General features: G+C 70.0%; 7 protein-coding genes. 3 read left to right on the plus strand and 4 right to left on the minus strand.

All coding sequences use genetic code 11. The annotated features are described in order from the left end of the window. Window positions 1-55 precede the first annotated feature (55 nt). Window positions 56-1,606 carry a hypothetical protein gene (locus KBI44_19685; protein MBP9146704.1) on the minus strand — a complete coding sequence of 517 codons (1,551 nt, stop codon included), beginning with the start codon at window positions 1,604-1,606 and terminating at the stop codon, window positions 56-58. Window positions 1,607-1,791: 185 nt separating this feature from the next. Between KBI44_19685 and KBI44_19690 the strand changes: the two genes are divergently transcribed. Further along, a complete protein-coding gene (locus tag KBI44_19690) occupies window positions 1,792-2,931 on the plus strand; it encodes a hypothetical protein (GenBank protein ID MBP9146705.1) in 1,140 nt (379 codons plus the stop codon). 171 nt (window positions 2,932-3,102) lie between these two features. Here the strand turns inward: KBI44_19690 and KBI44_19695 are convergent, their stop codons facing one another. Continuing rightward, window positions 3,103-4,404 (minus strand): cytochrome c, encoded by a 1,302-nt coding sequence (locus KBI44_19695; protein MBP9146706.1) that lies wholly within the window; start codon window positions 4,402-4,404, stop codon window positions 3,103-3,105. Between the two features lie 184 nt (window positions 4,405-4,588). Here KBI44_19695 and vorB point away from each other — a divergent pair, with 184 nt between their 5' ends. After that, a complete protein-coding gene (vorB, locus tag KBI44_19700; GenBank protein MBP9146707.1) occupies window positions 4,589-6,085 on the plus strand; it encodes a 3-methyl-2-oxobutanoate dehydrogenase subunit VorB in 1,497 nt (498 codons plus the stop codon). Then, window positions 6,082-7,527, plus strand: a complete 1,446-nt coding sequence (locus KBI44_19705; protein ID MBP9146708.1) for a 2-oxoacid:acceptor oxidoreductase family protein — start codon at window positions 6,082-6,084, stop codon at window positions 7,525-7,527. Before vorB ends, KBI44_19705 begins: the two co-directional genes overlap by 4 nt. Window positions 7,528-7,544: 17 nt before the next feature. Here the strand turns inward: KBI44_19705 and KBI44_19710 are convergent, their stop codons facing one another. After that, window positions 7,545-10,262 (minus strand): protein kinase, encoded by a 2,718-nt coding sequence (locus KBI44_19710; protein ID MBP9146709.1) that lies wholly within the window; start codon window positions 10,260-10,262, stop codon window positions 7,545-7,547. 202 nt (window positions 10,263-10,464) lie between these two features. Continuing rightward, window positions 10,465-11,520 (minus strand): hypothetical protein, encoded by a 1,056-nt coding sequence (locus tag KBI44_19715; protein ID MBP9146710.1) that lies wholly within the window; start codon window positions 11,518-11,520, stop codon window positions 10,465-10,467. Window positions 11,521-11,843: the final 323 nt, after the last annotated feature.

The following is an 11,843-nucleotide window of genomic DNA, read 5'->3' on the forward strand; positions in this document are numbered from 1 at the left end:
GGGACTGTCCCCAATTACCCTTCCGAGACCTGCCGGGCGCTTCTCGATCAGCCGCTCAGGGGAAGGTCGCGCTCCAGGCGGTGGTGCCGCCCGTCTCGAAGCCGTCGGCGAAGAACGGCCAGGTGCCGAGGGTTCCGTCGAGGTTGAGGTTCTGTGCCTCGAGGTCGCGCAGGGCCTCACCGTCAGTCCAGGCGAAGGCGGCGAAGCCGTCGCTGCTGGTAGCGGCGGCGAGGCGGCTGGTGGAGGTGGCCGAGCTCTTCAAGGTAGTGACCGGCGGCGCCCAGACGAGGCCGCCGGTGGCGTCGACCCGCGCCGCGCGGATCGGCTGATCGTCGAAGGCGACGGTCTCGGCCCAGGCGACGAGCGCATGGCTCCCGGTGCCGCCCTCCGCCGCGCCGGCGAGCGTCGCGGTCAGCGCCGGCAACGCCCTCACCTGGGTGATCTCCGTCGCTCCGAGAGCGAGAAAGGGGATCCCCTCACTTCCCCAGAGCCGCGCCCCGAGGGCGTCGAGGCACTGACCGTAGAGCCCGTGCTGACTCTGCAGCGAGTTCTTCTCTACCCAGAAGACCGTGAGCTCCCCAGCGTCCAGATCGAAAGCAGCGCTCGGATCGACGCGCAGCCGGGAGCCGTCGGTCGAGACTTCGACGCCGTCGTGGGCAAACGCCTCGGTGCCCGCGGCGAGAAGGCGCTGCACCCTCACCTGCAGCGACGGCGTGCTGGTGTACCAGGCAAACACGGCGCCGCCGGCTCCGTCCGGCTCGAACCCCGGAAAGTTGCCGAACTGCAGCGAACCGCCGTCGAGGTCGAAGACCTGCCTGTGCCCGGCCCCCCAGAGCGGCGCGCCGTCGGGATCGAGCTTCTGCGCCCAGAGATGCTTGGCGCCCGCGAAGGTCACGTAGCGCACCCACGAGACGATGACATTGCCCGTGTCGAGACCGCCGTTCGAGCCGGTCGCCTGCAGGTCGGAGAGGACGAAGGTGTCGCCGCTGTGCGCCAGGGCGATCCCACCGGCCGCCCAGAGCGCCGTCCCGCTGGGGTCGAGCCGCTGCAGCACCGTGTCGGGGCTCTGGAACCAGGCGACGACGACCTCGCCGTCGTCGGTGCCGGCGACCCGCGGCGAGGCGAGGAAGGCCTTGGAGTCGGAAACCGCGATCCCCGGCGTCCCCCAGAGCGCGACGCCCGCCGGCGAGATCTTCGAGACGACGATCCTCTCGGTTGGCTGGCTGTCGTCGTTGAAGGCGAGCAGCGCGTTGCCGGCGGCATCCACCGAGAGGCCGTAGTCGGTCGTGGAGGAGAGACTGCGATCGGCGACCAGGATGCCGTTGTGGGGCCAGAGCTCGACGCCACTGGCGGAGAGCCGCTGCAAGCGCACGTCATAGCCGCCGGTCGCATTGTCGAACCAGCTGACGTAGAAACCGCCGTCCGCGAGCGCCACGACCTTGGGTTGCACCTGCTCGCTCGCGCCGTCCGCGACGACCAGATTCAGCGCCGGATCGTCCGACCAGATTGCTCCCGCCGGGACGGAGGCGAGCGCCGCGGCGCCCCACAGGCCGGAAAAGAGGCGAGATGCGGCAGCGGCACGGCTTCGGCGCGAGCGAGCGATCATCGGTACCCCCCAGGCAGCGCCTGCGACCCTAACACCCCGCTCCGATCATCGGTCGGGCCCGCCACTACCTTAAGTCAGGGCTCCGCCCCGACATGCGCCGGTCGCGCGGCCTTTGCAGGCAATGCACGATCCTGGTAACGGAGCGGCGGCGATTCTGCTGCCACTTCTTCCAGGGAGTCTCCTCAATGCAGACCGCTCGACAGCGCCTCCTCTTCGCCGCCCTCGTCAGTTCGTCGCTCCTCGCGGGCTCGTCCGCGCCAGCCCAGGTCGTCCGCTCCGCCGCCGGAGATCTGGCCACGGTCACCGCCGCGCGCGACGCCTTCCGGGCGGACCTCGGCGGCGGCACGGTCGCCGGCGCGAACGGCTCGTTCGGCGGCCTGCGCCGCGAGATCAACTGGGACGGCGCCCCCGACAGCGCCAGCCGGCCGAACCTCTTGCCTTCCGATTTCTTCAACGTCACCTCGGCGCGCGGCGCCATCTTCTTCAATAGCCACGACAACCTGTTCGCGGTGAGCGCCAAGACCGGCAATCCGACGGCAACGCCCGTCGTCTTCGCCGATTTCGATCCGGCCTACGCCACGAAGTTCGCGGCGTTCTCGGCGCAGCGGCTCTTCACCTCGATCTGGGATCCGGTCTACGAGGTGAAGTTCTTCGTCCCCGGCACCAACCGGCCGGCTGTGGTCTCCGGTTTCGGCGCGGTGTTCACCGACGTCGACCTCGCCGGGCGCTCGGCGATCGAGTACTGGGGAGTCGACGGCCAGTCGCTCGGGCGCTACGAGGTTCCGGCGGCGAGCGGCGACCAGACCTTTTCGTTCCTCGGAGTCTCCTTCCCCGGCGCGCCCGCGATCGCCCGCGTCACGGTGACCTCGGGCGACGTCGCCCTCGACGGTGGCGGCGAGCCGGTGGGCCACGACGCCGTGGCTGCGGACGACTTCCTCTACAGCGAGCCCTCCGAGGCGGAAGACGGCGGCTGCGTCGCGACGCCGACGGCGCTCTGCCTCACGGCCGGGCGCTTCCGCGTCGAGGCGACCTTCTTCGCTGCCCAGACCGGTAGCGGCATCGCCCGCGTCGTGCCGCTCAACTCGAACTCCGGCACGATGACCTTCTTCTCGCCCCAGGTGAGCGAGGTGCTCATCAAGACCCTCGACGCCTGCGCGCTCAACAACCGCTTCTGGGTCTATGGCGCCGCCGCGACCGACGTCGGCTACGACATCACGGTCACCGACACCGTGACCGGTGACTTCAAGGTCTACTCGAAGACCCAGGGCCCCCCCGCCGCCGCGCTCACCGACAGCGACGCTTTCGCCACCTGCTGGGCGAACTGACCGTCGCGCTCAGACTTCGAAAAGCCGGGGACACACAAACGCGTTCGTCCGCAATGTGTCCCCGTTCGTCCCCCAGGGGCGCTCTGGTGCTCGGGATCCAAAGTGGGCGACCACGCCTCAAATAGGAGCCCACTTTGGATCCCGAGTGCCGGAGTGCCCCCACCACCGTCGCTAGGGAGCGCCGGCCGCCCCGCGCTCCCAGCGCGTCGTGCCGAGGTCGTAGGTGAGGAGTGCGACGACCTTGCCGGCCGCGTCACGCTCGAAGCTGAACGGCGAGACCAGTCCGATCCCGCGGAACTGTCCACCCTCCACCGGAACGGCCTCGACCGCGGGCCTGCCGTTGTCCGACACGTAAAGCGCGCCGTCACGCGCAGTCACCGCCATGAAGTCGACCCCGAACCGGTAGGTGCCCACGGCATCGGCGAGCGACCGGAGATCGACCGGGGCACGCGTATACACGGGCGGCACGTTCAGCTCGCCGAAGCCGTGCTCCTGGCCGCAGACCGGGCAGGCCGTCGGTTTCGCCCCGGAGGCCGACGAGGCGACGCGATGGGCGACCGGCGGCAGTTCACGGAGCGCGAGGTAGATCGCCCCGATGTCGGCGTCGCTGAGGTTGCGGTAGGCGACCCAGGGCATCGCCCCGTGGAGCGTCCCGCCCCTTCCGCTGCGCAGGGCGCCGCGGAAAATCCCCTCGGTATGCGGACCGATTCCGGTCGGATCGGGAGTCAGGTTGGCGCTCCAGATCTTCTCGCCGAAGCGCTCGACCGCATTGCCCCCACCGCCCAGCCCTGGCTGGATCGGGGCCTCCCAGGCCGAGTGGCAGCCCAGGCAGTCGGCGATCTCGATCAGGTAGCGGCCGCGCTCGACCGGATCGGTGAGATCCCGCGCTGCGACCGGCCCGTCGAGAGGCCGTGCACCCTCGGCGCGCCCCTTCTCCAGCTCGGGCGAGAGGAGTCGCGGCGGCAGGGAGTTCGCGACTGGCGGCAGCGAGCGCAGGTAGACGATGATCGAGGCCAGGTCCTCGTCGGAGAGCGCCCGGAATGCCCACCACCACATCTGGCCGCCGAGGCCGCGCCCGTCGTGCCCAACGCCCTCGCGAATGGCGCGTGCCAGCATGTCGTCGCTCCAGGATCCCGCTCCGGTCGCAACGTCGGGGGTCAGGTTCGGCGCCACCAGCCGGTAGCCCGGCTCCTCCGCCATGACCGCGCCCGCGAACTCCCGCCCGGGAACCGGGGGCGCTCCGGGGAGACGCAGGTCCCGTTCGGAGTGACAGATCACGCAGGCGACCGCGGCGGTCGCGAGGTAGCGGCCACGCTCGACCCGCTCCGGCGTCCGCTCGAAGCGCACGTCCGTGAGCGGCCGTGCCCGGACGGCCTGGAGTGGCGCAGCGGCTTCTTCATTGCGGACGCAGCCGGCGAAGAAGACGGCGAGCCCGAGGAGGCAGGAGAACGGACGGCGACGGCGGATCGTCAAAGTGCGCTCCCTGGTGGGTCTGCGAGATGAATCCTGAATCTATCCACCTGCGCAAGAACGCGAAAGGGCGGCCTTCGCGACAGTCCGCCCCACCCCGTTCTGACCTCGCGCGCCGCTCACCCACCCGGACGGGTGTTGGAGGTCCACGCCGCAAAAGCGCATCTTGTCGAGGAAGGGAGGCGTCATGGACGGAGCTCCCCAGACGACCACCACGGCCCCCAAGCGGCCGTTGCCGTATCTCGAAGCGCAGTTCTGCAAGGGTTGTGGACGCTGTATCGGATCCTGCCCCAAGCACTGCATCACCTACGATGACCATGTCGATCCGCGCACCGGCCTGGTCCCCGTGGTGATCGATCTCCACGACTGCAACGGCTGCGCGCTCTGCATCTCCGCCTGTCCGGAGCCCTACGGGCTGCGGCCGGAGACGGCTGCAGCCGCGGCGGCGGTCGAATCGCCACCGCTGCCGGCCCCGGCTGCCACGCCGGCGCCGGGAGCGCCCACCCCGAGCGCCCAGATCGGCGTCGAGGGTCGGACGCATCTTCAGCCGGCGACGGAGATCGAGGACGAATGCCTGCCGCTCCCGCCGCGCGAGCCGCTCACCGTCAAGGGGAATCACGCCGCTGCCATCGGCGCGCTGCTCGCCGGCTGCCGGCAGTTCTACGGCTATCCGATCACTCCCTCGACGGAAGGCACCGAGCTCATGGCGCGGCTCCTGCCGGAGCTCGGCGGAGCTTTCGTCCAGGCGGTGAGTGAGGTCGCGACCATCGCCCACCTCTATGGCGCCGGCGGCGCCGGCGTGAAGGCGATGACCTTCACCTCGTCGCCGGGGCTCAGCCTGATGCTCGAGGGGATGAGCTACCTGATCGGCGCCGAGCTCCCCGCGGTCGTCGTGAACGTCATGCGCGGCGGCCCCGGCCTCGGCAACATCGCGCCCGAGCAGTCGGACATCAAGCTCGTCTGCCGCGGACTCGGACATGGGCACACGCACGCCATCGTCCTCGCGCCGGCCTCGCCGCAGGAGATGCTCGACCTCACCATGCTCGCCTTCGAGCTGACGTTGAAGTACCGCAACCCGGTCATCCTCCTCGCGGACGGCTATCTCGGCCAGATGACCGGCAAGATCGATCTGCCGCCCTACTACGTCAAGCCTGGCGTCCCCGCCTGGGCGGTGACCGGCGACCGCGGGCATCGGCGCAATCTCATCTCTTCGATCTACCTCGCCGAGGCCGACCTCGAAGCCCACAACCACCACCTGCTCGCGAAGTACGCCGAGATCGAACGCGAAGAGGCGCGCGCCGAGCGCTACCGCACCCAGGATGCCGACGTCCTGCTCGTCGCCTGCAACACCCCGGCGCGGATGGCCAAGGGTGCCGTCGAGGCTCTGCGCTCCCAGGGAGTGCTCGCCGGGCTCTTCCGCCCGGTCACGCTCTGGCCGTTCCCCGTACGCCCACTCCTGCCGGTACTCGAGCACGTCCGCCGGATCGTGGTCGTCGAAGCGAGCGCCGGCCAGCTCGAGGACGAGCTGCGGCTCGCCCTTTCGCACGCCGGAGTCGCGCCGCCGCGCATCGAGTCGGTGCGCCGGCTCGGCGGCGTGCTGCCGTCGACCGAAGAGATCGTGGATGCAGTCCTGGCGAAGGAGTTCCCCGGCCTGGGCGGCCGCGGCATGGAGGTGGCATCATGACGGTCTTCTACGATCTCTTCGAGCGCCATGCCCACGGCGAGGGTCTGAAGGGCCATTCGACGCACTACTGCCCCGGCTGCGGACACGGACTCATCCAGAAGTATCTCGCCGAGGCGATCGACGAGCTCGGCATCCAGGACCGCACGATCGCCGTCTCGCCGGTCGGCTGCGCGGTCTTCATGTACTACTACCTCGACGTCGGCAACACCCAGGCGGCGCACGGACGCGCGCCCGCCGTCGCCGTGGCGCACAAGCTCGCCAATCCGGAGGCGATCGTCATCTCGTACCAGGGGGACGGCGACCTCGCTTCGATCGGCCTCGCCGAGATCCTGTCGGCCGCCGAGCTCTCGCTGCCGATCACCGTCATCTTCGTCAACAACGCGATCTACGGCATGACCGGCGGCCAGATGGCGCCGACGTCGCTCCCCGGCCAGGTCACGGTGACCTCGCCCTACGGTCGCGGCACTTTCGAAGGCAAGCCCTTGCGCATGTCCGAGATGATCGCCGGCCTCGACGGCCCGATCTACGTCGAGCGCGTCGCGCTCTACGACCCGAAGCAACGCACGCGCGCCCGCAAGGCGATCCGCAAGGCGCTCGAGCTGCAGATCGAGAACCGCGGTTTCTCGTTCGTCGAAGTGCTCGCCGAATGCCCGACCCACCTCCAGAAGAGTCCCGAGGAGGCCGAGGCCTGGGTGCGCGATGCCATGACGCCGTACTTCCCGCTCGGCGTCAAGAAGGACCTCACGGTCGAACCCCGGCCGGCGCTGCCGGTGCCCGACTACGACCCGCTTCGCCTGCTGTCGGCGATCGGCGCCTCGACGAAGGCCCCGCCGCGGTTCGCCAAAGGCTTCCCGATGCAATTGGGCACGCGCGACATCGGCGTGAAGTTCGCCGGCGCCGGCGGTGACGGAGCGCAGACGGCGGCGATGCTGCTCACCCACTCGGCGATCCACGAAGGCTTCGACGCGACCCAGATCCCCTCCTACGGACCGGAGTCGCGCGGCGGCACCTCGTACGCCGATGTTCGCCTCGCTGCCGACCACGTGCTCTCGCCGGCGGTCCCCCGGCCGCACGTGCTGGTGGCGTTCAACGCCCCGAGCGTCGCCAAGTTCGCGCCCCAGATCTTGCCGGGCGGCGTGCTGATCTACGACTCGTCGGTGACCCCGGACCTCCCGGAGATGGCCGCAGGCGTCCGGGTCATCGGTGTGCCGTTCACCACCATCGCCGCCGAGATCGGCAAATCCAACGTCAAGAGTGTCGTCGCCCTGGGCGCCTTCCAGGGAGCTCTCGGCCTGCTGCCGGCGGAGTCTCTCCTCTACACGATCCGCGAGACACTCAAGAAACGCGCCGAGCTCGTGCCGCTCAACGAAGAGGCTTTCCGCCGCGGCATCGGCGCCGGGGCGATCCTCAGCGAACCGGTCGGAGTCGCCGCGCCGCCCTAGGAGGGGCGGCGCGCGGCTCAGCGCCGCGCGACCTCGGAGAACCAGTCGAGCACCAGGTCGATGCGCAAGATCGTCGGCTGCTGATCGACCGGCTGGATGCGCAAGAAGCGCTTCCCGTCCGGCACGATGCCAAAGCTGGTGTTGCTGGTGATGGTGCGCAGGAAGAGACCCTCGTGCTCGACGCGTGGCAGCGTCGCCGAGAACGTCGCCCCGGGCGACACGGTGACGGACATCAACCGGTTGCCGCTCTGAAAGAAGAGCTCCCGCCCGTCGCGCGACCAGAGGGGTTCGGTGCCCCCGTCGGCCGAGACCAGGCGTCTTTCGCCGGCGCCCGAGAACGGCGCGACGAAGATCTCCCGGCGCGAGGAGACGCGAGCCTCGTAGGCTACCCAGCGCCCGTCGGGCGAGAGCTGCCCGTTCGCGCCGTCCTGGGGATGCGGAAACAGCCGCTTCGGTGTCCGATCGCCGTCGAGCGCGAGCCACCAGATGCCGGAGCCGTCGGGCTCCCCCGGACCGTGTTCGTTGAAGAGCAGGATCCGTCCGTCGGAGGAGGCCGAGGTCGGCGTCTGGATGACGCCGGACTTCGTCGTCAAGCGCTCTTCGGCCGCCGAGCCGTCCGCCGGCATCCAGTAGAGGTTGCGTGTCCCCTTCCGGGTGCCCCGGAAGATCAATCGCGAGCCGTCGGCGGACCAGAGCGCAGCCTGGCTGCTCGCGCTCGCCGGGCCGACCGGCGTCAGCGTGCCGCGCGAGAACTCGTAGACCCAAAGCCGGGTAAAGGCCTCCCGGATCTGCACGACGGCCCGTGCGCCATCCGGGGAGACGGCGACGTTCTCGTACGCCCGTTGCGGCAGGGGTAGGGCAGCCGCCACGCCACTGCGATCGATCCAGACCAGGCGCTGGTCGTTCTGCGTCCCACCGCCGAACAGGTAGGCGAGCGTCCCGTCGTCGGAGACCGAGAAGTTCCCGCAGCCTTCGTTGCCCACGCCGTCGCGCGGCTGCTCTCGCGCGGCGACCGGCACCGCCCGGCCGAGGTCCGCTCGCGACGGCCGCCAGTCGACACTCAGCAGCTGACCGCGACGAGTGTAGAAGAGCTTCCCGAGGCGCGGGACGTACTGCGGAGCGTTGCCGCCCTTGACGAGGAGCCGATGCGCTCCCGCCGCCTCCGACTGCAGCGCGATACTGTGCTCGTCGTCCCCCGGCCCCGTCCACACGGAAAACAGCAGGGCGTCGCTGCCGGCGACTCGGTGCGGCCAGCGGTGGCTGATTTCGCCTGCGGTCGCTTCGAGGCGCGTGTACTGGGCAGCAGCGCCACCGCGCTCCGGCACCCTCCAGATGCCGCCGACATTGGTCGGCGCGAAGTAAAGAAAGCCGTCGTCCCCCCAGTCGCCACCCCGGTGCGACGTCACATCCGCGAGCGTCTCCACGGCGGCCCCGTTCACGGTCACCTTGCGCAGCTTGCCGTCGGCGAAGAAACCGATCCACTGCCCGTCGGGCGAAAAGAACGGTCCGTCGCCCCCTTCGGTGCCTTCGAGCGGCTTCGCCTCGGGCTCGTCGAGTGCACGCACGAAAATGCGGTTCCTGCCGTCCTTCAGGCCGACAAAGGCGATCCGGCTACCGTCGTGCGAGATCGCAATCGGGGTGAGCTGGCTCGAGCCCAGTTCGTAACCGGGAGGCAGCGCGATGCTGACGTGCGCGGTCTTCGCGCCGCCCGCCGGCGAGGCAGGAGCGAGCCAACGAGTCAGGCCGAACGTGGCCAGCGCCACGGCGGCGCTCGCAGCGAGCAGCCACGGCCATCTGGCCGGCGCTCTCGACGGCTCTGCGACAGGCGCGGGTCCGGTTTCGTCGGCACGCCCCGCCATCGCCTCCTCGAGCGCCAGTCGCGCGTCGCCGATATCGCGCAGCCGGCTCTTCGCGTTCCGCTCGAGGCAACGGCGCAGGAGCTGCCGCACCGGCGGCGGGACCGATACGGGCAGCGCGCTCCAATCGACATCGGTCTTGAGCACTCCGGCGAGGGTGTCGGAAACCGTCTCGCCGGCGAACAAGGAGCGGCCGGTGAGCATCTCGAAGAGCACCACTCCGAAAGCCCAGATATCCGCCCGCCGGTCGACCGCGAGGCCCCTCGCCTGCTCCGGCGACATGTAGGCCGCGGTACCGAGAATCACGCCGAGCTCCGTGCCGCGAATGGCGGTGAGAGTGGGCGAGTGCATCAGGGTCGGCGAGCGCGCGAAGTCGGCCGAGGTCGAAAGCGGCGGCGCTCCCGCCGGTTCCATCGCCTTGGCGAGCCCGAAGTCCAGGACCTTGACCTTCCCTTCCCGCGGCGCCTTGATGTTCTGCGGCTTGAGGTCGCGATGGACGATGCCCTTCTCGTGCGCCTCCTCCAGGGCTTCGGCGATCTGGCGCGCGATCGCGAGGCTCTCCTCGAGGGGCAGCGCTCCCTGCGCGAGGCGCTCGGCGAGGGTCGGCCCCTCGACCAGCTCCATGACGAGGGCGTGCGCCTCACCGCTCGCCTCCATGCCGTAGATCTGCGCGATGTTCGGATGGTTGAGCTGCGCGAGGAGCTGGGCTTCACGCTCGAAGCGGGCGAGGCGTTCCGTATCGGCGACGAAGGCCGGCGGCAGGATCTTCACCGCCACGTCGCGCCGGAGCTTCGTGTCCGTCGCTCTCCAGACCTCTCCCATGCCGCCTTCGCCCAGCTTGGCGGTGATCTCGTAAGTGCCGAGGCGCCTGCCGATCATCTGCACCTCACCCGCAGCCGCAGCGAACGGCGGCGAAATCGTCGATTCGTTCCAGAGGCGGCAAGTCTAGCGCGCCCTGTCCCGCCCGCGGCGTCCGATAGCGATCGAAAAAACAGGGACAGGCACCAGTTTCTCAACTGGTGCCTGTCCCTGTTTTTCGGCCCTGATCTCTCCAAACTCGCGAGAGACCCTGCAATTCGCTTCAGCGACGACGCCACGCCTTCGGGTCGGGCTTGCGCGGCGGCCAGTCGTCGGGCGCGCCTTCAGCGGCGGGACCGGCGTCGATCTCCGCTTCGACTTCGGGTGCCTCCTCCGGCAGCTCGCCGAACGGGTTCGCGAGCTCCCCCTCCTCCACCCCCCAGCGCGCCAGGCGTTCGGCGTCGCGGGCGCGGCGGCGGCGGATGGCCGCCAGAGCCAGCAAAGAGATGCCGCCCCAGAGCAGCACCGAGCTCGAGATCACCGGCACCCAGCGGTCGATGAAGGTGCGGTGCTCCCAGTAGCCGGTCTCGAACTCCGTCAGCCGTTCGCCGGTGACCGCGAAGAAGGCATCGCGGAAGCGCTCGCCGCGCGCGACGCCGGCGAGGATGCGCGCGGCACAGTCGCGGCCGTGGCGCTGCAGGAGCTCCCGCACGAGGTCGCCGGCCAGCGCATAGGCGGAGTGGACCTGGGCTTCGCCGCCCGAGAAGGCAGCGTCGAGCCGCGCGATCGGCAGGCTCGCGTCGTCGATCACCGCCAACGCCACCCGTGCACGGTCACCGAGTCCCGGCTCGCGCCCGACGGTCATCGCCAGCCCTTCGTTGAACCACCTTGGCACATCGCGACCTCCTGCCGCGCGGTCGACGAAGAGGTGCGTCAGCTCGTGGCGCAGAACCGCGCCGAGTCCGAAATCGGGATAGCGGTCGGCCCGCGCCGGAAAGAGCACGATCTGCCCCGGGCCGCGCCCGTTCAGCGCATACCCCGCGATCCACGGCGCCGCCGCCCGCGCCGCGGCGCTCCCTTCCGGCACCAGCACGACAGTGATCGGCTGAAGCTCGGCCAGGAGCGCGCTCGTGTCGCCGCCGACGAGCGCCGCGGCGGCGGCGATCGATTCGGGCGCCAGCCGCTCGATCTCCCGCGCGGTCGCGGCGAGCGCCGGCGGCGCCTCGACCATCACCGGTGGCGGCCGCACCGGCTCCGTCGCCGCCCCGCCGCGAGCCGAGAGACCGAGGCTCAGCGAGAAGAAAAGCAAGAAGCCCAGTAAAGGAAGGAAGCGGCTCACGCGACGCCCTAGGAAACGCGGGGCCGCTCCTGGAGCGTCAGATCGGGTGTGGGCGGACATCGACGAAAGGAGCAACGAACGCACCGGACCATCTATTTCCTTTACCGGTCCTTTTCTATCTCTTGTACCTTCGCCGACGACGCGGCCGCGGCTCGCGTCTGGACGATTTTTCCGAGGAGGAGTAGGCTCCGCCGAGCTCTCGAAGCAGGCAGCGCAGCACTGACTGGCAGGAGGAATCGGATGCGAGTCTCCTCACTCGTCCACGTCGCCACCATGGCAGTCCTCGTCGGTCAGGCGGTGCCCCCGGGTTTCGGCCAGGCGAC

This window comes from Thermoanaerobaculia bacterium, from assembly GCA_018057705.1.
In the GTDB taxonomy this organism is placed as follows: domain Bacteria; phylum Acidobacteriota; class Thermoanaerobaculia; order Multivoradales; family JAGPDF01; genus JAGPDF01.

What these genes read in the sequence shown, in the direction of transcription:
- KBI44_19690 (MBP9146705.1), top strand. Translation starts at nt 1,792, where the DNA reads ATGCAGACCGCTCGACAGCGCCTCCTCTTCGCCGCCCTCGTCAGTTCG.
- vorB (MBP9146707.1), top strand. Translation starts at nt 4,589, where the DNA reads ATGGACGGAGCTCCCCAGACGACCACCACGGCCCCCAAGCGGCCGTTG.
- KBI44_19705 (MBP9146708.1), top strand. Translation starts at nt 6,082, where the DNA reads ATGACGGTCTTCTACGATCTCTTCGAGCGCCATGCCCACGGCGAGGGT.
- KBI44_19710 (MBP9146709.1), bottom strand. Translation starts at nt 10,262, where the DNA reads ATGATCGGCAGGCGCCTCGGCACTTACGAGATCACCGCCAAGCTGGGC.
- KBI44_19685 (MBP9146704.1), bottom strand. Translation starts at nt 1,606, where the DNA reads ATGATCGCTCGCTCGCGCCGAAGCCGTGCCGCTGCCGCATCTCGCCTC.